This window comes from Streptomyces sp. NPDC053493, assembly GCF_044544825.1.
Taxonomy (GTDB): domain Bacteria; phylum Actinomycetota; class Actinomycetes; order Streptomycetales; family Streptomycetaceae; genus Streptomyces.
The window spans coordinates 70,213-95,421 of the sequence record NZ_JBITXS010000005.1; the positions used below are offsets into that span (position 1 = coordinate 70,213).

Sequence of the window (25,209 nt, forward strand, 5' to 3'; positions counted from 1 at the left end):
CGCGATGCCCTTCGAACCCGACCTGATCCCCGCGCCGCTGCGGACCGAGTGCCGCGCCGCCGGCTACTTCGCCCTCGACGAGCGCGCCAGCCTCGACGCCGGACCCGGCACGCACGACACCGCACGCTGGCTGCGCACGACGCTCGGCGCCGCCACCGGACTCACCCTCGCCGACGGCTCCGGACCGCACGCGATCCGGCTGCGGATCAGCGCGGACGTGGAACGCGCGTACGGCCCCGAGGGCTATCTGCTGTCCACCGACGGCTCCGTCGCCGACGCGGCCGTCGTCATCGAAGGCGGCGGTGCCGCCGGGGTGTTCTGGGGCGCCCAGACCCTCCGGCAACTCCTCGGGCCGGAGGCGCACCGCCGGGCGTGCGTGGCGCCCGCCGGGCACGACTGGGACCTGCCCCTGCTCACCGTCACCGACGGGCCCCGCTTCCGCTGGCGCGGCCTCCTGCTCGACGTCGCCCGCCACTTCATGCCCAAGGACGACGTCCTGCGCCAGCTCGACCTGATGGCCGCGCACAAGCTGAACGTCCTGCACCTCCACCTCACCGACGACCAGGGCTGGCGCGTCGAGATCCGGCGGCACCCGCGCCTCACCGAGGTCGGCGCGTGGCGGCCGCGGACCAAGTGGGGACACCGGGAGTCGCCGCTGTGGAACGACACGCCGCACGGCGGCTACTACACCCAGGACGACATCCGCGAGATCGTCGCCTACGCCGCCGACCGGCATATCTCGGTCGTGCCCGAGATCGACGTGCCCGGCCACTCGCAGGCCGCCCTCGCCGCGTACCCCGAACTGGGCAACACCGACGTCATCGACACCACCGCCCTCTCCGTCTGGGACACCTGGGGAGTCAATCCGAACGTACTCGCCCCCACTGACAACGTCCTGCGCTTCTACGAGGGCGTGTTCGAGGAGGTGCTCGACCTGTTCCCCGGCACCTTCGTCCACATCGGCGGCGACGAGTGCCCCAAGGACCAGTGGAAGGCCTCACCGGCCGCCCAGGCCCGCATCCGGGAACTCGGCGTCGGCGACGAGGACGGGCTCCAGTCCTGGTTCGTCCGGCACTTCGACCGCTGGCTCGCCGCCCGCGGCCGCCGGCTGATCGGCTGGGACGAGATCCTGGAGGGCGGGACGACGGAGCGCGGCCTCACACCGGGCGCGGCGGTCTCCTCCTGGCGCGGTGACGAGGGCGGTGTCACCGCCGCCGAGGCCGGTCACGACGTCGTGATGTGCCCCGCCCAGCACGTCTACCTGGACTACCGTCAGGCGCCGGGCGACGACGAGCCGGTGCCCGTCGGCCCGGTCAGGACCCTCGCGGACGTCTACCGCTACGAGCCGGTGCCGCCCGGCCTCGCGCCGGAGGCCGCCGCCCACATCCTGGGAACCCAGGCCAACGTGTGGACCGAGGTGACGGAGAACCGGGCCCGCGTCGACTACCAGACCTACCCGCGCCTCGCCGCCTTCGCCGAGGTCGCCTGGTCCCGGCTGCCCGGCCCGGACGCGCGCGACCTCGCCGGGTTCGAGCGCCGCATGACCACCCACTACCGGCGCCTGGACGCCCTCGGCGTGGACTACCGCCGGCCCGCCGGACCCCTTCCCTGGCAGCGCCGGCCCGGCGTCCGGGGCCTGCCCACCGAGGAGGCGCCCACGGCACCCCCGAACGTGTGAGGCACGTATCGCCCCGCGTTCTCCCAAGAGAGGCGAAACGGGAGTTACCGTCGCTCCAGGGACCTCCCCGCATCTCCGGGACGGAACCGTCCTTCGCGGACCCTCGCGACGTACGGCTCGGAAGATGTGCCAGAGTTGCCACGTCCGGGCCGTGAGCACGTACGGTACGGCCACACAGGCGTGAGCGCCGGGGACGGTCGGGGATCACCGGGACACCGGGAAGGGGCAGCGGGTTGACCACGCACGCACCACAGACGGCACCACACACGGCGCGGTCCGTGACGCTGCCCGCCTCGCTCGACGAGGCAGTGGCGGCGCTCACGGCCATGCCGGCGGCCGTTCCCGTGGCCGGCGGCACCGACCTGATGGCCGCCGTCAACCGCGGGCAGCTGCGCCCCGCCGGTCTGGTCGGCCTGGGCCGGATCAACGAGATCCGCGGCTGGCAGTACCAGGACGGCCACGCCCTGCTCGGTGCGGGCCTGACCCACGCCCGGATGGGCCGCCCCGACTTCGCGGCCCTCATCCCGGCCCTGGCCGCCGCCGCCCGCGTCGCCGGCCCGCCGCAGATCCGCAACGCCGGCACCCTCGGCGGCAACGTCGTCTCCGCCGCGCCCACCGGCGACTCCCTGCCCGTGCTGGCCGCCCTGGAGGCCGAGCTGGTCGTCGTCGGCCCGCTCGGCACCCGAGAGATGCCCGTCAGCCACCTCCTGGCCGGCCGGGACCTGCTGGCCCCCGGCGAGCTGGTCGCCTTCGTCCGCGTACCGCTGCTGCACGCTCCCCAGGTCTTCCTGAAGGCCACCGGCCGCACCGGCCCGGCCCGCGCCACCGCCTCCGTCGCCGTCGTCCTGGACCCGGCGCGGCGCGGGGTGCGCTGCGCGGTGGGCGCGATCGCGCCCATGCCGCTGCGGCCGCTGGAGGCGGAGCAGTGGATCGCCTCGCTGGTGGACTGGGACGCGGAGCGGGGCCTGGCCCCGGAGGCGTTGGCGGCCTTCGGCGAGTACGTGGCCGCCGCCTGCATTCCCGACCCGCAGGGGGACGAGCAGTTGCCCCCGGCCGTACTGCACCTGCGGCGCACGGTCGCCGCGCTGGCCCGACGTGCACTGGGGAGGGCGCTGTCGTGAGCGACGAAGCACAGGAGAACCACCGGCACCAGCACCAGCACGGTACGGGTGGCTGGGAGCCGATCCCGCAGAGCGAGGGCTACGACGGCGACGCCACCGCCTTCGTCCAGCTGCCGCCGGAGTTCATGCTGGAGGGCGTCCCGCTGGAGGCGCCGGGCCACGGCTACGTTCCGCCGATGATCACTCCGCTGCAGCCGCTGGCCCCGATGGCCACGGACCCGGCGACGACCGGCAGCTGGACGGTGCAGATGCCGGCGGCGGAGGAGGCCGAGGCCCAGGCCCACCAGGAGTCGTACGAGGCGTTCCGGCCCTTCGAGCAGGGCGGGCAGTTCGAGCAGACCGACCAGACCGGCCAGACCGGCCAGACCGGGCAGTGGACGATTCCGACCGTCGAGGAGGGCGCGGACGGCCTGGACGAGTCGGGCGAGTACACGGCGTCGCGCCTGGCGCAGTACACGAACGGCGCCCCGGCGACGCTGCCGGGCGGCGCCCCGGCACCCTGGGCGGTGGCGGAACCGGAGCCGGAGCCCGAGCCCGTACCCGTAGAGGAATCCGTACAGGCATCCGTACAGGAGACGCCTGAGCAGGAGCCCGAGCCCCAGGTGGCGCCCGAGGTCGAGCCCGCGGTCGAGGCCGTCCCCGCGGTCGAGGCCGTCCCCGCGGTCGCGCCCGAGGCCGCGCTCGAGCCGGAGCAGCTGCCGGAGCCGTTCCCCGCCGACCTGTCCACGGACAGCGAGGAGCACCCGCACTCCTCGTACACGTTGCGCGTCAACGGCGTCGACCGGCCCGTCACCGATTCCTGGATCGGCGAGTCGCTGCTCTACGTGCTGCGCGAGCGCCTCGGTCTCGCCGGCGCCAAGGACGGCTGCTCGCAGGGCGAGTGCGGCGCCTGCAACGTGCAGGTCGACGGCCGCCTCGTCGCGTCCTGCCTGGTGCCGGCGGCCACCGCGGCCGGCAGCGAGGTGCGCACGGTCGAGGGCCTGGCCGTGGACGGCGAACCGTCCGACGTCCAGCGGGCCCTCGCCAAGTGCGGCGTCCAGTGCGGCTTCTGCATCCCCGGCATGGCCATGACCGTGCACGACCTGCTCGAGGGCAACCACGCCCCGACCGAGCGCGAGACCCGCCAGGCCCTCTGCGGCAACCTGTGCCGCTGCTCCGGCTACCGGGGCGTCCTCGACGCCGTACGCGAGGTCGTCGCCGAGCGCGGCGCGGCGTCCGAGGCCCCGGACGAGGCCGCCACCACGGCCCGCATCCCGCACCAGATCCCCCACCCGCACGACGGAGGCACGGCGTGAGCAGCGACCCGACGACCACGGAGCCCGCCGAGGGCCTCCTCGGGCTCGGCGTCTCGCTCCCGCAGGCCGACGCGCGGGCGAAGACCGAGGGCACCTTCCCGTACGCCGCCGACCTGTGGGCCGAGGGCCTGCTGTGGGCGGCGATCCTGCGCTCCCCGCACCCGCACGCCCGGATCGTGTCGATCGACACGACGGCCGCGGCCGAGATGCCCGGCGTACGGGCCGTGATCACCCACGCCGACGTGCCCGGCGCCGCCACCTACGGCCGCCAGGTCGCCGACCGTCCCGTCTTCGCCGCCGAACTCGTCCGCCACCACGGCGAGGCCATCGCCGCCGTCGCCGCCGACCACCCCGACACGGCCCGGCTCGCGGCCGCCGCCATCGCCGTCGAGTACGAACTCCTCGACCCGGTCACCGACCCCGAGCAGACCTTCGCCGCGCCGCCGCTGCACCCGGACGGCAACCTGATCCGGCACATCCCGCTCAGCTACGGCGACCCGGAGGCGACCGGCGAGATCGTCGTCGAGGGCCTGTACCGGATCGGCCGCCAGGACACCGCGCCGGTCGGCGCGGAGGCCGCGCTCGCCGTGCCGCGCCCCGACGGCGGCGTCGAGATCTACACCGCCTCGACCGACCCGCACACCGACCGCGACCTCGCCGCCGCCTGCTTCGGCCTGCCGCCCGAGCAGGTCAAGGTCGTCGTGACCGGCGTTCCGGGCGCCACGGGCGACCGCGAGGACCCCGGCTTCCAGATCCCGCTCGGCCTGCTCGCGCTGCGCACCGGCTGCCCGGTCAAGCTCACCGCCACCCGCGAGGAGTCGTTCCTCGGCCACGCCCACCGCCACCCCACCCTGCTGCGCTACCGCCACCACGCGGACGCCGACGGCCGTCTGGTGAAGGTCGAGGCGCAGATCCTGCTCGACGCCGGCGCGTACGCCGACTCGTCGTCCGAGTCGCTGGCCGCCGCCGTCGCCTTCGCCTGCGGCCCGTACGTCGTCCCGCACGCCTTCGTCGAGGGCTGGGCGGTACGCACCAACAACCCGCCGTCCGGCCATGTGCGGGGCGAGGGCGCGATGCAGGTGTGCGCGGCGTACGAGGCGCAGATGGACAAGCTGGCGGCGCGGATCGGCGTCGACCCGGCGGAACTGCGGATGCGCAACGTCCTGGCCACCGGCGACATCCTGCCCACCGGCCAGACCGTCACCTGCCCGGCCCCGGTGGCCGAACTCCTCGCCGCCGTACGCGACTTCCCGCTGCCCGCCCTTCCCATGGACGCGCCCGAGGAGGACTGGCTGCTGCCCGGCGGCCCGGACGGCGCGGGCGAACCGGGCGCGGTGCGGCGGGGCGTCGGCTACGCGATCGGCATGGTGCACATGCTGGGCGCCGAGGGCACGGACGAGGTCTCCACGGCCACCGTCCGCGTCCAGGACGGCGTCGCCACCGTCATCTGCGCCGCGGTCGACACCGGCTCCGGCTTCACGACGCTCGCCCGCCAGATCGTCCAGGAGACCCTGGGCGTCGAGGAGGTCCACGTGGCCTCCGTCGACACCGACCAGCCGCCGGCCGGGCCCGCCACCCACGGCCGCCACACCTGGGTCTCCGGCGGCGCCGTCGAACGCGCCGCCAAGATGGTCCGCACCCAGCTGCTCCAGCCGCTGGCCCACAAGTTCGGCATGTCGACCGAACTCCTGCAGATCACCGACGGCAAGATCACCTCGTACGACGGCGTCCTGTCCACCACGGTCAGCGAGGCCATGGAGGGCAAGGAACTCTGGGCCACCGCCCAGTGCCGGCCCCACCCCACCGAGCCCCTCGACGACTCCGGCCAGGGCGACGCCTTCGTCGGCCTCGCCTTCTGCGCCATCCGCGCGGTCGTGGACGTCGACGTCGAACTGGGCACGGTCCGCGTCGTCGAGATGGCCGTCGCCCAGGACGTCGGCCGCATCCTCAACCCCGCCCAGCTCGCCACCCGCATCGAGGCCGGCGTCACCCAGGGCGTCGGCGCGGCCCTCACCGAGAACCTCCGCACCTCCCGCGGCCTGGTCCGCCACCCCGACCTGACGGGCTACGCCCTTCCCACCGCCCTGGACGCCCCCGACATTCGCATCGTCAAACTCGTCGAGGAACGCGACGTCGTGGCCCCCTTCGGCGCCAAACCCGCCAGCGCGGTCCCCGTCGTCACCTCCCCGGCCGCCATCGCCTCCGCAGTCCGCGCCGCCACCGGCCGCCCGGTCAACCGCCTCCCGATCCGGCCCCAGGCAGCGGTCGTCACGGCCTGAGCCCGCCCGCGGCGCCCGTCGCACTCGCCGAACGTGGCCGAGGACAGCCGTAACCAACGGCTGCCCTCGGCCGCCGTCGGTGACGTTGCCCTAGCATCGGCCCGCACCACCGGGTTCTGGGGCAACGGAACTGAGGGGGAAACGTGTCGTTCGACCAGGAGTGGGCCTCCGCCCGCACAGCCGGAGCCAAGGGCGCGGTCGCGGACCTGAGCGTCGACCAGGACCGGCTCGGCGCCCTCGGCAGCGCCGCGTACGCCCTGCACGGCCGTCTCACCAAGGACGGCAACCACGCGGGCGCCGAAACGGCGGTGGCGGGCGCCGACCTGACAAGGAACGGCTTCCGCACCGGGGCGGCCCTGATCGCCGTCCACGAGGCGTGGGGTTCGCAGCTGCGCACCCTCCTCGACGCGTGCGCGCACATCTCCAATCACCTCGACTACAGCGCGGCGTCGCACGCGCGCGAAGAGGAAGACATCAGAACGGCCCTCGCGGTGTCGCAGATCGACCGGTACCTGAAGTAGGCGAGAGGCGCTCACCATGCTGACGTACGACAACGTGATCCACGCGTCGCTCGGCAAGCTGAAGACCGCGGTCGATCACTGGGCCGAGATGAAGACCAGGCTCGACCGCCTCGCGGAGGACGCGCGCACCACGATGGCCGCCAAGGCCAAGGACGAGTACTGGCGTGGGGTGAACGCCGAGGTCACCAAGCCGTTCGTGGACAAGACGGCCAAGGAGTTCACGGACGCGGCGAAGGCGGCGGCGGGCATCCACCGGGTCCTCAAGGAGGGCTACGCCGCCTTCGAGAAGGCGCAGAACGACCTGAAGGCGATCGCCGAGACCGACGCGCCGAAGCAGCAGCTGAAGGTCACGCCGACGGGCGTGGTCGAGGCCGTCCGGCCGATCTCCACCATGAACGACCCCGAACTGCGCCGAGATCCGGACTATCTCGCCCTGATCCGGCAGGAGGAGGAGAACATCGGCGCGCTGCAGCAGCGGATCCACGCGATCCTCGAGACCTGCGACGACGCCGATGCCGCCTGCGCCAACGCGCTGCGAGCCGACGTCACCACCGGCCGGCACGACTTCAGTGCGCCGACCTACGGCAGCCTCGACGCGGAGGAGGCCCACCGAGCCCTGGAGCTCGCGAAGAAGGGCCGGAGCCTGACCCACGCGGAGCTCGAACGCCTCAACGAGCTGCTCGCGGACAACAGCACCTCCAAGGAGTTCGCCCGCGCCTTCTACGACGGCCTGGGACCGAAGGAATCGCTGGAGTTCTTCGGACAGTTGTCGGCGAGCACGTACACCTACGGCAAGGTCGACGAGGAGCGCCTGACCGACGTCCGGGAACTCCAGAAGAACCTCGGACTCAACCTGGCCACCGCGAGCCGGTCCGACAGCGCCTGGGCCGACCGGTGGTCCACCGAGATGCGCCGGCTCGGCACCGAACACGTTCCGCTGGCGAAGAACGACCTCAACGCACCCTTCGGCTATCAGCTTCTCGGCGGCATCCTGCGGTACGGCGACTACAGCCCCCGCTTCCTCGTGCCGATCGCCGAGCACGTGACGCAGCTGCACGCGAAGGACCCGAAAATGTTCGCCGCGACCAAGGGCTTCGGCGGCCTCCACCACAACCCCTTCAACCCGTCCGGGACGAACGGCGCCGGCTACGACCCGATGGTGCCGGTGCTGGAGGCGCTCGGGCACAGTCCGGAGGCGGCGAAGGAGTTCTTCTCGAAGGAGCCGGTCGAGTACGAGAAGGACGGGACGGCCAAGTCGGGCCCCTACACGCTCGGCACGATGCCCGACGGGACGCCGAAGTCCTATCTGTCCCTCTTCACCGACGAGAAGTACGCCTTCTTTCCGGACACCGACGGGCGTCATCCGGACGACGTCAAAGCTGCGGCGGACTACATGCCGGACGCGCTCGGGCACGCGCTGGAGGCGGCCACACTGGGGCACACCTGGGACGACCCGGACCCGAAGCTCGCCCGGGACGACGTCACCGCGCAGATCATGCGAGACGTCGTGACGACGTACGGGGACGCCGGGCTGCTGAAGGAGCACCATTCCGCCCTGGCGGACAGCCTGGGCACGATGGCCGCCGGGTACATCGACGACCTGAACCGTTCCTTGGCCGAGGGCGAAGTGGCGCGTGACGTCTACGGACCGTGGGGGACGGACATCAAGGCACTGGCCGCACACCCGAGCTTCGAGCCAAAGGACGCGATCGGCTTCCTCAGCGCGCTCGGGCAGCACCCGGACGCCTACGCGACAGTGTCGACGGCGGAGCGTGTCTATGTCACCAGCGTGCTGGAACGCGAGCTCGACGCTCACGGCCGGCTCGTCGAAGGGCGCGGGCAAGCGGCCGTCACGACGGGCGCCATGATGCAGGGGCTTCTGGACCACGCCCGGGCGGGCCAGATCGAGGCCGAGGGGCTGAAGGTCCAGGAGGACTACGAGAAGGCGCAGGAGGCGAGGGGCGCGTGGATCGAGTTCGGTACGACGGCCGCGATCGCCGCCGGCGTCGCGTTCCTGCCGGCGACGGCGGCGGCCGCCGGCGTGGCCGCCGTCCTGGTGCCGCTTGCCGTGGACACGGGCAGCGGTGCCATGGAGACGCTGGCCGGCCAGGTCGTCGGTGACTGGTCGGACAAAGCGAAGGAAGACCACAAGGGCGACGTCGAAGAGAAGATCCGCGAGGATCAGGCCGCCCAGTACGCCTGGGGAAAGGCCAGTGCCGACGCCCCGTTGGACCGCTTTCTCGCCTACCACCGGGGCGAGTTGGACGAGACTCTTCAGCAGCACCTCGTCGAATCGCGAAACGACGGCTACAACGACGGCTACCTCCGTCAGAAACGGCAGGGCGCTCTGCCTCAGACCGGCGCATCGGACGAGGGGTGACAGGGGTGATCAGGAGGGGCGGCCGCAGGGCCGCAGGGATCGTGGTGGCCGGTGTGCTCGCTCTGACCGCCTGCGGGCACGAGGAGAATCCCAGGCCGAGGGTGACGGCGGAGGATCAGTGCGACGGCGCCGTGTCCGGGGCGGCGGCGCCCGCCCTTGAAAGGGCTCTGGTCACGGAGGTCTTCCACTCCGCCGTGTTCGGCCATACGCCGACCGAGGGCTGGCTCGACCGGGCGAAGACGCAGCTGGAGTCCGACTACCGCGGGGACGAGGACCGGGCCGGCGAGTCGGCTGACTGCTACGTCTTCGCGAATCCGGGCCCGCACCGCCTCCGCGTCTCGTTCGATCTCTACGGCCCCAAAGCGCCGGGGCAGCACGTCGTCGATCCCTTCATGTACCCGTACGAGATGGCAGTCGACGCATCCGCCGGTTACCGGAAGGCCTACCTCTACACCAGGTGCGTCAGCCCCCTGCTGAAGGGCTCGGACAAGGAGCCCGCCCGCATCCGCGGGACTCTGGACGTCCTGAAGTCCACCACCCCGGACACCGTCGCCACCCGCGAGGACAACCTGGTGGTGCTTCACTCGGTCATGCTGGCGATGGTGCGGAAGCTGGGCTGCGCGGACGACGCCGGGCTGCCCGCGACGCCCGTGATCAAGGCGAAGAAGCCGAGGAAGGTGTGGCCGCCGGGGCCGAGCGGGGCGTGACGCGGGCGGTCAGGTGCGCATCGTGGGCATTCGCAGCGAGAAACCCGCCGGAGGGAGGCGCGAGGGAGCGGCTTCCGACCAGGGGCGGGTTGAAGGTCGTTGTGGCCAAGTCGTAACCGTACGATTGGCGTTGCGTGTGCAACCCGGAGGTGCGCTGTGTCCGTCGTCTTGACTACAGTGAACTCCTGACGTGTCGAACGGGGAGGCGACGATGGCGGAGGCGTTGGACAACGGGGGCGGTGCGATCGGCGCGGTGGCCCCCTACCTGGGGCTGATGGGCCCGGTCGGGGCAGTGGCCGGGGCGGCCGCGAGCCTGGCCTTCGAGGTGAGCGAGCTCGCGAACCTCAAGACCCGGGTGCAGGCACTGCTCGCCGACTTCGAGAAGTCGGACGCCGGTCCCAGCAAGATCGGCGAGGAGTGGCTCGAGCAGGGCGCGCTCGCCGGCCCGGGCTTCAAGGAGGCGGAGTTCCTCTTCGGGACGTACAACGTCGTCCGCGAGGAACTCCGCACGTTCTGCAAGGTCTTGGGTCTCCAGATGGAGAGCATGCAGATCGCGATCGACCTCTCCAAGAACGGGTACCAGGACATCGACGACGACATCCGCGCGCGAATGCAGCGGCTCAACGCGCAGATCACCGAGCTGCAGAACCAGGGCAAGGGCCACGGCGGCGCCAACGCCCAGACCACCATGGGCGGTACGTCGGACGCGCCGCTCCCGGACGGCGCACCGTCCGCGGGCGGAGCCTCGGGCACGCAGGCCGGCTTCTAGTGAACGACTGGATGGAAACGGGGGAAGAGTCGCATGGGTAAGCCCAAGGCACCGGCGGCGGAAACGACGCCGCTCGACGGCCTGACCAACGAGCAGCTGCTGGCGATGCTCACTCCCATCAATCACGATCGCGCCGTGACCCTGTCGGAGAAGCTGGGCAAGGCGGCCACCGAGATCACGAAGATCGCGGAGTATCTGCGCGCCCGGGCCTCCGGCGGCCTCAGCTGGCAGGGCAAGGGAGCCGACGCCTTCACCGAGTGGACGGCGGCCACGGCGAGCGCCACCTTCTACCTCGCCGAGTACACGGAGCTGGCCAGCAAGGCCCTTTCCTATTCGGCACAGGCCATGGCCGAGGCGAAGAGCGGCGTCGACGAGCTCGCCAAGTCCAGCGCCTCGGCGAAGACGAACTACGCGTCCGCCCAGCGCGCGCTGAACGCGGCCCGGCACGACCCCGAAGCGGGCAAGACCGAGGTCAAGTCGCTGAGCGAGGACATGAACGCGGCGGCGACGCTGCGGGAGCGGACCCGGATCGAGGCGCTGATGAAGCTGCGCTCGCTCGGGCAGACGTACACCCACACGGGCCAGCAGGTGAACAGCGCGCCGAGGCCGGAGTTCCCGCCGCCGGCGGGGATGAACGACGCCTGGCGTGAGAAGGACACTTACGTCCAGGTGCCTGGGCGTGCCTCCACGAGCAGCACGTCGTCCACGCGCGGCGTGATGACCGCTGACAAGATCGGTGGTCGGCCTGACACCGGTTCCGACAGCGGCACCGTGCGTGGTTCCGACGGCACGGTCGACCACGGCGGCACCGTGCGCCCCACGCCGACTCACGTGGTCCCTCCGGACCCGGAGATTCCGGCGGACCTCGGGATCGACTCCGTGATCACTCATCCGGACGTCCCGACCGTGCCCACGACTCCGCCCGGGCCCGGCACGGTGAAGCCCGATGTGCCGACCACCTTCCCGGGAGGCAATCAGTTCACGCCGCCTCCGCTGATCACCGGCCCCACCGGTCCGGGACCGCTGCCGACCACCGGTGGCACCGCCAAGGGCCTGCCGGGCGGGCGTCCGGGGCCCTTCGGTCCCGGCGGGACCACCGCGGGTCGTCTGCCGCGGGAGACCGGCATCTTCGGCGGGAAGCCGACGCCGACGAACGGTGGCCGTCCCACGACGGGCATCCCGCGCAGCAACGTGATCGGCAACGAGCAGACGTACGGCCGCGGCGGCACGAGCGGCGCCACGCAGCCTCACGCCGGCCGTCCCGGCGAGCGGGGCATGGCGGCGGGCCGCCGGCTCGCGACGGAGCAGGGCGGCGTGGTCGGCGGCAAGGCCCAGAAGGCCGGCCAGGCCGGTGCCAAGCCGTTCACTCCCGGTGGCTCGGGGCTCGTGCGCGGCGGCCAGTCGGGCGCCGGGACGGGACCGGTCGCGGGTCGCGGTGCCGGGATCCACGGTGCCGGCGCGCGCAACGGCGCCGACGACCGCGACGAGCGCAACGGAGAGCGTCCCGACTACCTGGTCGAGGACGAGGAGACCTGGCAGCAGGGCCGGCGCCCGATCGTGCCCCCGGTCGTCGACTGACCTCGTAGAAGAAGGACGCGGAGACAACAGATGCGCACCAGCAGTGGACGGGCCCGGCGGCTCGGCTCCCTGGCGTCGGCCGGCTTGGCCCTGACACTGCTGGGCATCGGTGCGACGCCGGCACACGCCGAGTCCGTACGGGACATGCAGTGGCACCTCGACGCCATGAAGGCGGACGAGATGTGGAAGATCAGCAAGGGTGAGGGCGTCGTCGTCGCGGTCCTCGACTCAGGCGTCAACGACTCCATTGCGGACCTGAGGGGACAGGTGCTTCCCGGCAAGGACTTCTCCTTGCTGTCCGGGGACGAGAACAACGACGTCGACGATCACGGCACCGGAATCGCGGCCGAGATCGCTGCCACGGGTGCGCGCGGCGCAACGCAAGGGTCGTTCGGCCTCGCGCCGAAGGCGAAGATTCTGCCGATCCGGCTCCCGTACAACCAGGAGCGGTGGCAGCAGAAGAACCGTGTGACCGACACCTTCGCGCAGAGTGTCGCCAAGGCGATCAGGTACGCGGCGGATTCACCGGCAAAGATCATCAATATCTCGGCCGGTGACCAGAAGACCGGTCCGGAGCTCGACGAGGCGGTCAGGTACGCGCTGTCGAAGAACAAGCTGATCTTTGCGTCGGTAGGTAACTCGGCCGATACCGGCAACGCCGTCGAATATCCCGCTGCCACGCCGGGTGTCGTCGGTGTGGGAGGGCTGACGGAGAAGGCCGCGTGGTGGCCGAAGTCGCAGACGGGCCCCCAGGTCGATCTGGCCGCGCCGGCTGAGAACATCCTGCACGCGTGCGGTAAGAACACTCAGCTCTGCAAGGGGCAGGGGACCAGTTCCGCCAGCGCCCTCGCGTCCGCCTCCGCCGCTCTCATCTGGGCCAAGCACCCCGACTGGACCAACAATCAGGTCCTGCGCGTCATGCTCAACACGGCAGGCGGGCCCACGAACGGGAAGAAGCGCACCGACTACATCGGTTACGGAGGCGTCCGTCCCCGTATCGCGCTGACCAACCCCGGCGATCCCGGGCCCGCCGACGTCTACCCGCTGCCGGATCTCGCGGCCGCCGAGGCGTCCGCCTCGCCGTCGCCCTCGACCGCGCCGTCCGCCGGAGCCTCCTCCGCTCCCGCGACCGCCGACACCGGGCAGCCGCCCGCTGCCGCCGGCTCGTCGGGCGACGGGAACACCGGGATGTGGGTCGCGCTCGGAGTCGGGGCCGCGCTGGTCGTCGGGGGTGCCGTGGCGGCGGTCGTCGTGCGGGCGCGGCGGCGTGGGGCGGCTCAGGCGGTGGCGCCGGCGGCTCCGCCGGTGCCGTCGTACGCTCCGTACGGGCCGCCGCAGCAGCAGCCGTACCCGCAGCAGCAGCCGCCGTACCCGCCGCAGCACCAGCAGTACCCGCAGCAGCCTCCGTACGGCCAGGGCGGCTGATCTCCGCGGCCTCCTGTGAAGAGGCTGCAGATCTTCTCATTGCACTTGCGTACGAACGGCGTACGGCCTGTAGCTTTGCCGTGCACAGATATAGACGTGTGGCGTGAACAGAAAACGGGGGAGTGCCGTGTCCGAAGTGACGCAGCCGCAAAGCCTGCAGCAACTGCTTCAGGCCGATGGAGGCGGGGGTTCCTCCGCCGAGCCGGGAATGAGCCTCGCCGGGCTGGCGATGGACCCGGGTGGCAGCGGAGGTGGCGCGGCCGGGCCGGACCTCAAGCAGACCGAGGGGCCGTGGACGCACGCGGCCGGTGCCGTCGTTCAGATCCAGTCCGAGACCAACGGCGGTCTGAGCCAGCTGGAGACGGCGCACAACGGCGTGGAGGCCAACACCGAGGGCCTGGAGACCACGGCCGCGCTCACCGCCGTCCTCTTCTCCTGGCAGCAGCGCCTGAAGTCCGTGCGCGACGAGGCCGGGGCACTGGAGGGCCCGCTGCGCCAAGTGGCCAAGGACCACGGCGAGTTCGAGGCGTACCAGCGCTCGAGGTTCTCGGCGATCGCTCCCGCGCCCGCCGACAAGCCCAAGGCGGGTGAGTGACCGCCATGGTGTCCATGCAGGAACTCAAGGACCTCAAGCTCAACGAGCTGCTCGAGGCCGCCCGCGGCTGGGCCGACGTCAGCAAGCGCGCCTACCAGTCCCGCAAGCAGGTCGACAACGACGTGGTGCCCAAGCTGACGGACACCACCAAGGGCATGTCGACCATGATGGCCACCTACCGGCTCGGCCGGCTGGGACGCAACTTCCAGTACATACACACCGAGTGCGGTCTGCTCGAGGCGGCGCTCAGCGGCCTCGCCGAGGAACTCGTCGGCCCGCAGAAGAAGTTGCTGAACGCGCTCGACGAGGCCCAGCACTACGGCTTCACCGTGCACGCGGACGGATCCGTCAGCTATCCGGCCGCCGAGGGCAAGTACGACGGCAAGGAAGTCCCCGGCGACACCGTGCAGCACGGCAGCGGCGGCTTCTGGAACCGCATGATGGACGACGTCCAGGCCCAGATGAACGCCAATCCGAACGCGGCCCGCGCCCAGGACATCGCCGACGCGATAGCGAGCGCGCTGTCCGAGGCGACCTCGATCGACGGGCAGTACGCGGGTGCCGTACGCCAACTGAAGGCCGAGCAGGGCCTCGACGTCACGGAGAGCACCTGGGCCGACGTCAGCAGGGACAGTCAGGCGGTGCACGGCGCCGCCGACGACGTGCTCAAGGACGACATCCCGACCAAGGGCACGCCTGCCGAGCGCAAGGCGTGGTGGGACGGGCTCTCCGAGGAGCAGCGGATCGAGTATCTGGCGGTCTACCCGGACACCGTCGGCAACCTGGACGGCATACCCTCGCTCGCCCGCGACGAGGCCAACCGCACCTACATGCCCCAGCTCATGGGCAAGCTGTCCGAACAGGGCGGCGAGGACGCGGAGACCAAGCTCGCCGGTCTGCGCGGCATCCAGGAGAAGCTGAACACGCCCTCGCAGCCGCCCATGCTGCTGCTCGGCATCGGCGACCAGGGCAACGGCCGGGCCATCGTCGCGTACGGAAACCCGGACACCGCCAGGAACGTCTCCGCCTACGTGCCGGGCCTCGGCACCAAGCTCGACGAGGGATTCGCCGGCGGCACGGTCAAGCGCGCCTACGACACGGCGGTGGGCGCCCAGAAGCTCGATCCTTCGAGCGCGTCCATCGTCTGGCTGGGATACGACGCCCCGCAGGACATCGACGTGATGACCAAGGAGGACGCTCAGCGCGGCGCCCCGGCCTACAACTCGTTCATGGCCGGCATCTCGGCGACGAACGAGAACGCCGACCCGCACATCACCGCCATCGGCCACTCCTACGGCTCGCTCACGGTCGGCCAGGCCACGCAGCAGCCCGGCGGCATCCCCGGCGCGGACGACATCATCCTGGTGGGCAGCCCCGGTGTCGGCGTCGACCGGGCCGAGGACCTCGGTGTCGGCAAGGAGCACGTCTTCGTCGGCGCCGCCGACAACGACATCGTCACGAAGCTCCCGTCGCACGGCTCGGTGAAGGGCGGTCTCATCGGCGCCGGTGCCGGCTTCGTCCTCGGCGGACCGCTCGGCGGCTTCGCCGGCGGTGCGATCGGCGCGGACGTGGGCGACCCGGGCGACGACGACGTATGGTTCGGCAAGGACCCGTCGAGTGAGGCGTTCGGCGCCAACCGCTTCCGCACGGAGGACGGGCCCGCGCTCGTCCGGCCGAAGTTCCCCGACGTCTGGAACAGTGAGGCCGGTGTCGAGGCCCACTCGAACTACTTCACCCCCGAGAAGGACCGGATCTCCGCGCAGAACATCGCGGCGATCGTCGCCGGAGAGCCCGGCAAGATGATTCCGGAGGCGCGCCGATGAAACTGGTGCACAAGGCGCTCACCGCGATGACTGTCGTGCTGCTGCTCGCGGGTTGCGGCACGGCGGCAGGCGGGCACACGGGTTCCGGCGGGAACACGGGTTCAGGGGAGAAGGAGAAGCCGAAGATGAACATGCAGCAGGCCGCCGAGCGCGCCGACCAGATCCTCGACGAGACGATGGCGGCCATCGTTCCGCCGGTGCAGTGGACCCACCGGCAGACCATGCCGGGCAACTGCTCGACCGACCGGGCACGCACGGTCATGACCATCATCTCGGAGCAGCGCCGCAGCGCCTTCCTCGGGCTGGTGGACCGGCACTGGCGGAGCAAGGGCTACGCCTTCCGCGCGACGAGCGTGGACAAGCTCTCCGCGCACTACTTGACGCCCGACGGCTTCCAGCTGGAGGTGCTGATCGGCTGGAAGGGACAGGCCCACTTCGAGATCACCACGCCCTGCGTGGACAAGTCCGAGGTGCTGCCGCCCACCACGCCGCCGAACGGCCCCGACTACAGCAACCAGCCGCCGACCGCGCCGAACGTGACGTCGGACTTCTGGTCCTCGACGACGCCGTTGCCGTCCTCGTCGGCCTCCTCCTGACGTCCGGCGCGTCGCTCCCTGAGCGCCGGGCGGGGCGGGCGGCCCGGCCGGCACTCAGGACGTCGGCATCGCCACCACCTTACCCTTGCTGAGCAGGAAGACCCGGTTGCCGGCCGCGGCCATCGTCCAGGGGCCCGAGTTGTCCCGCTCGTACGTCCACAGGCGGTCCTTGCCCTCCTTGGAGAGGCCGGAGACGCCCGCGTTCTCGAAGTCGCCTTCGATCACCCAGATGCAGTCGCCCTGGACGGCCGGCTGCTGCATCGACGGGTAGGGGCTGTTGAGGTCGACGATCCACAGCTCGGTGCGGGTGCCGTCCTTCTCGTAGCGGTAGGCGAGGCCGCCGTCGACGGCCGTCAGGCCGTCGGGGTCGAGCGCCGGCGGGCCCCACTCGCCGTGGGTGTCGACGGCCCAGCGCCGCTTGCCGGTGGTGAGGGTGACGGCGGTGAGGGTGTGGCCGCCGAGATAGACGGAGTCGTCCTCGACGACGGGCTGCAGCGCCTGTGACGACTGGCCCTTGATGTGCCAGACACCCCGACCGGTCGCGGTGTCCAGGACCGTGACGTCGCCGTTCGTGCCGGAGAGCACCAGACGGCCGCGGCCGACGGCGGCGAACGGGCCGGTGCTGTCCGTGCCGCTCTCCTTCGAGGGCACCGTCCAGCGGATCGACCGCCCGGCGGTGTCGACGGCGCGCAGCTGCCCCTTGCGGGTGAGGAAGTAGATTCCCTCGGCGGTGGCGGCGAGCAGGAACGCGACGTCCGCGTTCGCCACCGACCACCTTTCCTCGCTGGTGGAGGCGTTACGGACGACGAGCCGGCCGGTCGTGTCCGCGGCCGCGAAGTCGTCTTCGCCGACGGCGAGTTGGCGGGCCTTGGCGGACAGGTCCGGCAGTGTCCACTTGGTCGACCCGTCGACCACCTTGAGGGCGGTGAGCCCGCCGCTGCGTGCCGCGAAGACGACCACGTCCCGCAGCACCACCGGCGTCGGGAGCGGGCCCGAGGCGGCGACCTCGAGCGGGCCCCACAAGGGCGTGGGCCGGATGCCCGCGTTCGCCCGGTCGAGGAGCCTGGCCGCCGGCGCGTCGCCGGCGGGCGGCAGCGCCGACTCCTGCCGGTCGCGCAGCCACCACAGGGTGCCCCCGGTGCCGGCCCCGGCCAGCAGGACGGCGCCGCCCGCGCCCCAGACGGTGAGGAAGCGCCGACGGCTCGGCCCGGACGGGGAGGACCCGACGGTGGTCGTGGCGGCGGTGGTGGCGCCGGCCGTGGCGGCGGAGGACAGCTGGCGCCGCATCTCGGCCTCCCGCCGCTTCACCTCCTCGCGCAGCGGACCGCGCCGCCACGCGTCGCGCGCCGCCTTCCGGTCGGGCGCGAAGACGCGGGCGATCTGTTCGGGAGCGGGCCGGAGCGCCGGGTCGTGCTGGAAGCAGGGCGCGATCAGCGGGTGGAGCGCGGCCGGCAGCCCGTCGAGAGCCGGGCGCTCGTGCACGACGGCGTACTGCACGGCCGCCACATGGGCTCCGGCGTAGGCGGGACGGCCGGTCGCGGCGTAGACGAGGACCGCTCCCAGCGAGAAGACGTCCGCGGCCGCCGTCACCCGCCGCCCGAGCACCTGCTCGGGCGCGCCGTAGCCCGGGGTGACCGGGATCTGGCCGGTGGTGGTGAGGGTGAGGCCGTGCTCGGGCCGGGCGATGCCGAAGTCGATCACGCGCGGGCCGTCCGAGGTGAGCACGATGTTGGCGGGCTTGATGTCGCGGTGGACCAGTCCCGCCGCGTGGATGTCCCGCAGGGTCGCGCCGAGCGCCGCGGCCAGCGACCGTACGGCCTGCTCGGTGAGCGGGCCGTGCCCGTCGACGGCCTCGGCGAGGGTGGGCCCGGCCAGGAACTCCGTGGCGATCCACGGCCGCCCGGCCTCCAGCTCCGCGCCGAGCACCCGCGCCACACCCGGGCTCGTGACGGCCTGGGCGGTGTGCGCCTCGCGTACGAACCGCTGGGCCAGGTGCTGGTCGTGGGCGAGTTCGGGCCGCAGCACCTTGACCGCGGCGGGACGGCCGTCCGGTCCCGCCGCGAAGTACACCTTGCCCATGCCGCCCTCGCCCAGGACGCCGAGGAGACGGTACGGCCCGAGCCGTAGCGGGTCGCCGAAGCCGAGCGGATTCACGGAAGTCACGTCCTGTCGTGGTCGTCGGAGGCACGGAGCCGAGGGGGCGGGAACGGGGGCGGGAAGGGGAGCGGGGGCGGGAGCGGAAGGGGGCGGCGGAAGGGGGCGGCGGAAGGAGACGGGGGGCCGGGGCAGGGCGGTGCGTCAGGTCAGCGGCAGGGCGATCACGAAGCCGTCACCGACGGCGAACATGCGCTGCTCGTCCCGCTGCTGGACGATGTGGTCGGCATCCGTCTGGTACACCCAGGCGCGGCCGTGGCTCTTGAGGTCCACGGCGGCCAGGCCGAGCTCGGACCGGTAGAAGAGGTGGCGCCGGCCCACCGCGAGGCACTGTTCGGTCGTGGGCAGGGCCGGATTGTCCTTGCTCGCCCGTTCCTGCCAGAGCTTCGTGCCCGTGGACGCCGAGACCGCGAACGCGGCCTGTTCCACGACGGCGTAGACGACTCCGTCCCCGAGTACGGGAGCGGAGAACGGGTCCTTCGCGGAGATCCGCTGCTGCCATGACTCGACGCCGTCCGCAAGCCGGAACGCGGAGAGGTTGGCACCGCCGGTGTAGAGATGGGTCCCGTCCAGGCAGGGCGGGCTGGACGCGGCGGTCTTCCGGCCGATGTCCAGCTCCTTCTGCCAGCGGACGGCCCCGCTGCGGGTGTCGCGCGCGACCACCCGCGTGGTGTCCGTGAACTCGTTCTCCACCTCGAACGTGACCAGCCGGTCTCCGTGGGCGGCCGCCGCCACGATCATCGGCTCGTCGTCCTTCCCGGAGTTGCTCACCTCCGTGCGCCACCGCTCCTTGCCCGTCCGGGTGTCGACGGCCACGAGGAGGTGGGACTTCAGGGACGTGCGGGTGCCCGTCGCCCCGGAGACGTAGAGGATCCCGTCGGCCGCGCACAGCAGCTGTGTCGCGTGCATGTTGGCGTTGAGGCCCTTGACCTTGATGCCGGGTTGCCGCAGCCGGTAGCGCGTCGCGTCGACCGGGTGCACGACGAAGTCGTGGTGCACGTCGTCCGGCTTCCGGGGGACCGCGTAGACGGTCTCGCCGTCCGAGACGGCGCTCCACGGCGTCGTGTCGACCGTGGCGACACCGCCGTCCTTGCCGGAGGCGGCGTCGCCGAACACCACGCCCAGACCCGCGACCAGCGCGACCTGGCCGCCGGCGAGCATCGGGAAGGAGCGCTCCTCCTTCTGCGGCGTGGCCATGTTCAGACTCCACAGCGAGTGCGGCGCCTCGCCGAGCAGGGGAGCGGACGGCAGTTGCTTGGCGTCGTCGGCGGGTTCGTCCCGTGACGACAGCCAGGCCCAGACGCCCGCGCCCGCCGCCGCCGTGGTTGTGGTCGCGGCGGCGGCCAGGGTGAGGAGGCGGCGGCGGGTGAGCGGGGCGGGGCGGGGGACGGTCGTCGTGGGGGAGGAGGAGGCGTAGGGGTCGGTGGCGGGGGCCGGGAGGCGGGGCGGGTGGGGATGCCAGACGTCGGTGGCGCGGCGGGCGATGGCGGCGAGGAGCGGTGCGGGCAGGTGGTCGGCGAACTCGCCGTGGCCGTCGTGGAGTGCGGTGACCAGGGTGGTCGTGGTCGGGCGGGCCGTCGGGTCCTTCGCGAGGCAGGCGGTGAGGAGGGGGCGCAGGGACGGCGGGAGGGCGGCGAGGGCGGTCGGGTCCGGGTCGGCGTAGCGGACGCGGTAGAGGAGGTCGGCCGGGGCGCCGGTGCCGAAGGGCGCGTGGCCGGTGGCGGCGAAGAGCAGCACGCCGGCGAGGGCGAACACGTCGCCGGCCGGGGTGTGTTCCTGGCCCGAGGCCTGTTCCGGGGACATGTAGGCGGGCGTGCCGGCCGCCTGGCCGGTGGTGGTCAGGCGGTCGTCGCCGGCCGCGCGGGCGATGCCGAAGTCGATCAGCTTCGGTCCGTGGGCGGTGACCAGGATGTTGGACGGTTTCAGGTCGCGGTGGACGACGTCGGAGGAGTGCAGCTGCCGCAGGCCGCCGGCGAGGGCGGCGCCCAGGGCGCGGACCGTCGGTTCGGGCAGCGGGCCGGCGAGGGCGACGGCGTCGTCGAGCGGCGGGCCGAGCACGTACTCGGTGGCCAGCCACGGCGTGTCGGCCAGCGGGTCCGCGTCGAAGACCTCGGCGCCGTGCCGCGGGCCGATGATGCGGGCCGCGTCCGTCTCCAGCCGGAACCGGGTGCGGAAGGCGGCGTCGGCAGCGAGGCGCGCGTGCAGCGTCTTCAGCGCGACCGTACGGCCGCCCGGCGAACGGGCCAGATACACCGTGCCCATGCCGCCCGAACCGAGCCGGGCGAGCAGGCGGTACGAGGCGAGGGACGACGGGTCGTCGTGGGTGAGCGGGGTGAGCATCCGTCAGTTTCCCGGGGCAGGCGCCGTGACGGGCGCGACGGGTGTGGTGGGTGGGGCGGGCGTGGCGGGTGGGGTCGATCCGCCCGGGCCGGTGGGTGCGGTGGGGCCGGCGGGTCCCGCAGGGCCGGTGGGTGCGGGCAGGTCGGCCGAGAGCAGCGACGACGACTGGTGCGCCAGCGCCGCCACGACCCGGGGCGGCAGCCAGCCCGGCGTCAGCAGCGAGGCCGCCGAGCCCAGCACCGTCCCGTGCGGCGCGGGCGGCGCCAGCGCGGGCAGCAGCGCGGCGGCGGCCGGGCGCTGCGCCGGGTCGCCGGTCAGGCAGGCGGTGACCGTCTGCCGCAGGGCGGGCGGGAGTTCGGCGCGCTCGGGTACGCGGTGGCCGGTGGCGGCGTACGCGAGGACGGCCCCGAACCCGTACACGTCACCGGCCGGCGTCGGCTCCGCCGCCCGCCCCGCCGCCTGCTCCGGAGCGCACGCCTCCCGGTCCACCCGGTCCGTGACGCGCCCCGCGCCGAAGCAGGTGAGCCGCGGGCCGTCGGCCGTCAGCAGCACCGCGGCCGGCGCCACGCCCGCGTGCGCGGCGCCCTGCGCGTGCAGCGCCGCGAGCGTCTCGGCGAGCGCCGCGCCGATCACCCGTACCGTTTCCTCCGGCAACGGGCCGCCGTGCACGGCCAGGGCGACGGGGAGCGGAAGGGCCGGCACGTACGGAGTGGCGTACGACCCGGCGCCGGTCTCCGTGACCGGCAGTGTCCAAGGCGCCGGCAGGCGCTGGGCCTTCTCCGCCTCCGCCCGGAACAGGCCCGGGTCGGTGCCGGGATGCGGGACGGTGAGCAGCACCGTACGGTCGTCGGCCGGGTCGCGGGCGACGAAACGCTGGTACGGGGCGGGCGGTGAGGCGGCGGAGTGCACCGGGTCCAGGCGCGTGACGAGACGGTACGGCCGTTCCATGTGCGAATCCCCCTGTCGTTCGCCTGAGCAGGGAGAGCCTACTCAAGCGACGCCAGGGGGGACGCGGCGGAGACCGTGGCGGGAATTGAACCCGCGTAACTCGCTTTGCAGGCGAGCCCCTGAACCACTCGGGCACACGGTCGTGGTGACGAGAAAGACGTTAGGCGGCGGGCGCGGCGGTGCTCAATGCTTCCGGCCGGTGCGCAACACGACTGCCATACGGCGTTCATGGTCGTACGACCAAGGGGCCAGGACGGATACGACTCCCGACAGGGGCCAAAACCGGATACGGCCCTTACTCTGAGCCCATGAGCGCCCTCGAACCCCGCGACGCCGACGTCGTCGCACCGCACCCCGCCGCCGCGACACCCTCTCCCACCGGCGGCGGATCCGTGCTCGACCGGGCCCACCGGGCGCTCAGCATCGGCGTCATCTCCGTCGTCCTCCTCGTCGCCTTCGAGGCGACCGCCGTCGGCACCGCCATGCCCGTGGCCGCCCGCGAACTCGACGGAGTCCCGCTCTACGCCTTCGCCTTCTCCGCCTACTTCACCACCAGCCTCTTCGGCATGGTCCTGTCCGGACAGTGGTCCGACCGCAGCGGGCCGCTCGGACCGCTCACCGTCGGCATGAGCTGCTTCGCCGCCGGACTGCTGCTGTCCGGGACCGCCGGCGCGATGTGGCTGTTCATCCTCGGCCGGGCCGTCCAGGGCCTCGGCGGCGGGCTGGTGATCGTCGCGCTGTACGTGGTCATCAGCCGCGCCTACGAGGAACACCTCAGGCCCGCGATCATGGCCGCGTTCGCCGCCGGCTGGGTCGTGCCGTCCGTCGTCGGACCGCTCGCCGCCGGAACGATCACCGAGCAGCTGGGCTGGCGCTGGGTCTTCGTCGGCATCCCGGTCCTCGTCGTCTTCCCGCTCGCCCTCGCCCTCCCCGCGATCCGGCGCACCGCCTCCGGGCCGGCCGATCCCGACGCGGCCGTCGCCGGCTGGGACCGGCGGCGCGTACGCCTCGCCCTCGGCATCTCGCTCGGAGCAGGACTGCTCCAGTACGCCGGGCAGGAGCTGCGCTGGCTGTCCCTGCTGCCCGCGGCGGCCGGCGCGGCGCTGCTCGTCCCCGCCGTACGCGGGCTGCTGCCGCGCGGAACGTACCGGGCGGCGCGCGGGCTGCCGTCCGTGGTGCTGCTGCGCGGCATAGCCGCCGGCTCGTTCATCGCCGCCGAGTCCTTCGTGCCGCTGATGCTGGTCACCCAGCGCGGGCTCACCCCGACGCTCGCCGGGCTCTCGCTCGCCGTCGGCGGCCTGACGTGGGCGCTCGGCTCCTACGTCCAGTCCCGGCCGCGCACCGAGCCGTACCGGGAGCGGTTCGTGGTCGGCGGCATGGTCCTCGTCGCGGCGGCCGTCGCGGCCGCGCCGAGCGTCCTGATCGCGGCCGTGCCGGTGTGGACCGTCGCGGTCGCGTGGGGCTTCGGTTGCTTCGGCATGGGCCTGGTGATCTCCTCCACGAGCGTGCTCCTGCTGAAGCTGTCCGCCCCGGAGGAGGCCGGCGCGAACTCGGCCGCGCTCCAGATCTCCGACGGCCTGTCCAACGTCCTGCTGCTGGCGGCGGGCGGGGCGGCGTTCGCCGCGTTGGGGGGTGGGGCGGTCGGGCACGCGGCCGCTGCCGGCGGCGCGGCGGCGGGCTCGCACCCGGTGGCCTTCGCGGCGGTGTTCCTGCCGATGGCGGGTGTGGCGGCGGCCGGCATCTGGGTCGCCACCCGCCTCTCCGCCCGCCCGACCTAGCCCGACCCCTGCGGCCCGCGGCCCGCTGGGCCCGCGCCCTGCCGTTGTGGGCCTGCGCCCTGCTGGGCCTCCGCCCTCCGCCGGTGCGGTGCCTGTCGCCCACCTCCGTTGTGGGCATTCGTTCCGCTGGGGCGGAACGGGTGGGCACAACGGACGGCGCCCCTTGCCGGGCCTAGGCTCCCGCGCCTGGACCCGCACCCGGAGCGCGGCGTCCATGGGGTGCGGGTCAAGGCGCAGGTGCGGAACGCGCCCGCAAGGGCGCCGTCCCGTGTGCCCACCCGTCCCGCCCCAGCGGAACGAATGCCCACACGGGCGCGGGGCGAGGGCGCCGCGCAAGCAGGCGCAGCCCGCGCGGAGGCGGACCCGGGCCGCGGCGGCCGCGCAAGCAGGCGCGAGCCCACACGGGCGGGGGAGCGCGGCCCGCACGGAAGCGGGCGCGGGGTGGACCGGGGGCGCCGGGTAAGGGGGCGCCGCGCAAGCAGGCGCGGGCGGGGCGACGAGGGCGCCGCGCAAGTGGGCGCGGCCCGCACGGGCGGGGTGCCGGCGGCGGCGCCGGGAAAAGAGGTCGCCGGGGGAGCAGGGGGTGCCTAGGGTCGGTGCATGGGACGTGATGCCGTGATCCTTTCCGGGGCCGAAGAGCTCGCCGCGCTCTCCGATCTCGCCGACGCCCGCGGCCTCCCCGTCGAGGAGCTCGTCCGCGAGGCCGTACGGCGGTACGTCGACGAGGAGGCCGGCCGGGTGCGCGACGAGGCCGGGCGGCTCGCGCGGCGGCACGAGGAGCTGCTGAGGAGGCTCGGGCAATGAGCGGGGTCCGGTTCCTGACCGTCGCCGAGGTGCGGGAGATCGCGCGGATCGCGTTCACCGGCGAAGGCGTGCCCGAGCTGCGGGCGCCCGGACTCCTGGAGTCCGCCGTGCACCGCCCCAGGGCGCGGATGTTCGGCGAGAGCGCGTACGGCGACCTCCACGAGCAGGCCGCCGTGCTGCTCCACGCCCTCGCCTCGAACCATCCCTTCGTCGACGGCAACAAGCGCGCCGCCTGGCTCTCCGCCGCCGTCTTCCTCGGCGTCAACGGCGTGGATCTCGGCGAGGCCGACCAGGACCGGGCGTACGAGCTGGTCGTGGGCGTCGCGGCGGGTGAGGTGCAGGACATCGCGGACATTGCGGAGCGTTTGCGGAGGCTGTGAGGACCGTCTCACGCAGCCGCGGCACGGGCTCGTTCCGC

At 72.9% G+C, this 25,209-nt stretch carries 19 protein-coding genes and 1 tRNA gene; 16 read left to right on the forward strand and 4 right to left on the reverse strand.

All coding sequences use genetic code 11. The annotated features are described in order from the left end of the window. The first annotated feature begins 4 nt into the window (after positions 1-4). From ACIGO8_RS16555 to ACIGO8_RS16615, 13 genes are all read left to right on the forward strand, one after another. Positions 5-1,678, forward strand: a complete 1,674-nt coding sequence (locus ACIGO8_RS16555) for a beta-N-acetylhexosaminidase (RefSeq protein WP_399730277.1) — start codon at positions 5-7, stop codon at positions 1,676-1,678. Positions 1,679-1,911: 233 nt separating this feature from the next. After that, positions 1,912-2,799: an FAD binding domain-containing protein gene (locus tag ACIGO8_RS16560; RefSeq protein WP_399730280.1), complete on the forward strand. Its 888-nt coding sequence runs from the start codon at positions 1,912-1,914 to the stop codon at positions 2,797-2,799. Then, positions 2,796-4,094: a (2Fe-2S)-binding protein gene (locus tag ACIGO8_RS16565; RefSeq protein WP_399730283.1), complete on the forward strand. Its 1,299-nt coding sequence runs from the start codon at positions 2,796-2,798 to the stop codon at positions 4,092-4,094. The genes ACIGO8_RS16560 and ACIGO8_RS16565 overlap by 4 nt, the downstream gene beginning before the upstream one ends. Further along, the gene (locus tag ACIGO8_RS16570; RefSeq protein WP_399730286.1) at positions 4,091-6,373 is read left to right on the forward strand and encodes a xanthine dehydrogenase family protein molybdopterin-binding subunit; all 2,283 of its coding nucleotides are present in this window, start codon (positions 4,091-4,093) and stop codon (positions 6,371-6,373) included. Before ACIGO8_RS16565 ends, ACIGO8_RS16570 begins: the two co-directional genes overlap by 4 nt. A gap of 143 nt (positions 6,374-6,516) precedes the next feature. After that, a complete protein-coding gene (locus ACIGO8_RS16575) occupies positions 6,517-6,894 on the forward strand; it encodes a hypothetical protein (RefSeq protein WP_399730288.1) in 378 nt (125 codons plus the stop codon). 16 nt (positions 6,895-6,910) lie between these two features. Then, a complete protein-coding gene (locus ACIGO8_RS16580) occupies positions 6,911-9,274 on the forward strand; it encodes a DUF6571 family protein (protein WP_399730291.1) in 2,364 nt (787 codons plus the stop codon). Positions 9,275-9,375: 101 nt separating this feature from the next. Then, positions 9,376-9,981 (forward strand): hypothetical protein, encoded by a 606-nt coding sequence (locus ACIGO8_RS16585; protein WP_399730293.1) that lies wholly within the window; start codon positions 9,376-9,378, stop codon positions 9,979-9,981. Between the two features lie 211 nt (positions 9,982-10,192). After that, entirely contained in the window at positions 10,193-10,750 is a 558-nt protein-coding gene (locus ACIGO8_RS16590; RefSeq protein ID WP_399730296.1) for a hypothetical protein, read from the forward strand. A gap of 33 nt (positions 10,751-10,783) precedes the next feature. After that, positions 10,784-12,328, forward strand: coding sequence for a hypothetical protein (locus tag ACIGO8_RS16595; RefSeq protein ID WP_399730299.1), 1,545 nt, complete (start codon positions 10,784-10,786; stop codon positions 12,326-12,328). A 30-nt stretch (positions 12,329-12,358) separates the two neighbouring features. Continuing rightward, complete coding sequence (gene mycP, locus ACIGO8_RS16600; protein WP_399730302.1) at positions 12,359-13,753, forward strand: type VII secretion-associated serine protease mycosin; 1,395 nt, start codon at positions 12,359-12,361, stop codon at positions 13,751-13,753. Positions 13,754-13,961: 208 nt separating this feature from the next. Next, positions 13,962-14,348, forward strand: a complete 387-nt coding sequence (locus ACIGO8_RS16605) for a hypothetical protein (protein WP_399730304.1) — start codon at positions 13,962-13,964, stop codon at positions 14,346-14,348. A 5-nt stretch (positions 14,349-14,353) separates the two neighbouring features. After that, positions 14,354-16,171 (forward strand): alpha/beta hydrolase, encoded by a 1,818-nt coding sequence (locus ACIGO8_RS16610; protein WP_399731277.1) that lies wholly within the window; start codon positions 14,354-14,356, stop codon positions 16,169-16,171. Beyond that, positions 16,168-16,767 carry a hypothetical protein gene (locus tag ACIGO8_RS16615; RefSeq protein WP_399730307.1) on the forward strand — a complete coding sequence of 200 codons (600 nt, stop codon included), beginning with the start codon at positions 16,168-16,170 and terminating at the stop codon, positions 16,765-16,767. The genes ACIGO8_RS16610 and ACIGO8_RS16615 overlap by 4 nt, the downstream gene beginning before the upstream one ends. Before the next feature lie 54 nt (positions 16,768-16,821). Here ACIGO8_RS16615 and ACIGO8_RS16620 read toward each other — a convergent pair whose 3' ends face one another. The 4 genes from ACIGO8_RS16620 to ACIGO8_RS16635 form a co-directional block, all read right to left on the reverse strand. Beyond that, on the reverse strand, positions 16,822-18,930 hold the full coding sequence (locus tag ACIGO8_RS16620; RefSeq protein WP_399730309.1) for a protein kinase: 2,109 nt from the start codon (positions 18,928-18,930) through the stop codon (positions 16,822-16,824). Positions 18,931-19,065: 135 nt separating this feature from the next. Then, positions 19,066-21,261 (reverse strand): protein kinase, encoded by a 2,196-nt coding sequence (locus ACIGO8_RS16625; protein WP_399730312.1) that lies wholly within the window; start codon positions 21,259-21,261, stop codon positions 19,066-19,068. A gap of 3 nt (positions 21,262-21,264) precedes the next feature. Then, positions 21,265-22,209 (reverse strand): serine/threonine protein kinase, encoded by a 945-nt coding sequence (locus ACIGO8_RS16630; RefSeq protein ID WP_399730315.1) that lies wholly within the window; start codon positions 22,207-22,209, stop codon positions 21,265-21,267. Positions 22,210-22,279: 70 nt separating this feature from the next. Continuing rightward, positions 22,280-22,351, reverse strand: a tRNA-Cys gene (locus ACIGO8_RS16635). 166 nt (positions 22,352-22,517) lie between these two features. Here ACIGO8_RS16635 and ACIGO8_RS16640 point away from each other — a divergent pair. The 3 genes from ACIGO8_RS16640 (at position 22,518) to ACIGO8_RS16650 (ending at position 25,171) form a co-directional block, all read left to right on the forward strand. After that, positions 22,518-23,987, forward strand: coding sequence for an MFS transporter (locus ACIGO8_RS16640; protein WP_399730317.1), 1,470 nt, complete (start codon positions 22,518-22,520; stop codon positions 23,985-23,987). A 600-nt stretch (positions 23,988-24,587) separates the two neighbouring features. Then, the gene (locus tag ACIGO8_RS16645) at positions 24,588-24,791 is read left to right on the forward strand and encodes a ribbon-helix-helix protein, CopG family (RefSeq protein WP_399730320.1); all 204 of its coding nucleotides are present in this window, start codon (positions 24,588-24,590) and stop codon (positions 24,789-24,791) included. After that, positions 24,788-25,171 carry a type II toxin-antitoxin system death-on-curing family toxin gene (locus ACIGO8_RS16650; protein WP_399730322.1) on the forward strand — a complete coding sequence of 128 codons (384 nt, stop codon included), beginning with the start codon at positions 24,788-24,790 and terminating at the stop codon, positions 25,169-25,171. Before ACIGO8_RS16645 ends, ACIGO8_RS16650 begins: the two co-directional genes overlap by 4 nt. Positions 25,172-25,209: the final 38 nt, after the last annotated feature.

What these genes read in the sequence shown, in the direction of transcription:
- ACIGO8_RS16555 (WP_399730277.1), top strand. Translation starts at nt 5, where the DNA reads ATGCCCTTCGAACCCGACCTGATCCCCGCGCCGCTGCGGACCGAGTGC.
- ACIGO8_RS16580 (WP_399730291.1), top strand. Translation starts at nt 6,911, where the DNA reads ATGCTGACGTACGACAACGTGATCCACGCGTCGCTCGGCAAGCTGAAG.
- ACIGO8_RS16590 (WP_399730296.1), top strand. Translation starts at nt 10,193, where the DNA reads ATGGCGGAGGCGTTGGACAACGGGGGCGGTGCGATCGGCGCGGTGGCC.
- ACIGO8_RS16595 (WP_399730299.1), top strand. Translation starts at nt 10,784, where the DNA reads ATGGGTAAGCCCAAGGCACCGGCGGCGGAAACGACGCCGCTCGACGGC.
- mycP (WP_399730302.1), top strand. Translation starts at nt 12,359, where the DNA reads ATGCGCACCAGCAGTGGACGGGCCCGGCGGCTCGGCTCCCTGGCGTCG.
- ACIGO8_RS16605 (WP_399730304.1), top strand. Translation starts at nt 13,962, where the DNA reads ATGAGCCTCGCCGGGCTGGCGATGGACCCGGGTGGCAGCGGAGGTGGC.
- ACIGO8_RS16610 (WP_399731277.1), top strand. Translation starts at nt 14,354, where the DNA reads ATGGTGTCCATGCAGGAACTCAAGGACCTCAAGCTCAACGAGCTGCTC.
- ACIGO8_RS16615 (WP_399730307.1), top strand. Translation starts at nt 16,168, where the DNA reads ATGAAACTGGTGCACAAGGCGCTCACCGCGATGACTGTCGTGCTGCTG.
- ACIGO8_RS16625 (WP_399730312.1), bottom strand. Translation starts at nt 21,261, where the DNA reads ATGCTCACCCCGCTCACCCACGACGACCCGTCGTCCCTCGCCTCGTAC.
- ACIGO8_RS16630 (WP_399730315.1), bottom strand. Translation starts at nt 22,209, where the DNA reads ATGGAACGGCCGTACCGTCTCGTCACGCGCCTGGACCCGGTGCACTCC.
- ACIGO8_RS16640 (WP_399730317.1), top strand. Translation starts at nt 22,518, where the DNA reads ATGAGCGCCCTCGAACCCCGCGACGCCGACGTCGTCGCACCGCACCCC.
- ACIGO8_RS16645 (WP_399730320.1), top strand. Translation starts at nt 24,588, where the DNA reads ATGGGACGTGATGCCGTGATCCTTTCCGGGGCCGAAGAGCTCGCCGCG.
- ACIGO8_RS16650 (WP_399730322.1), top strand. Translation starts at nt 24,788, where the DNA reads ATGAGCGGGGTCCGGTTCCTGACCGTCGCCGAGGTGCGGGAGATCGCG.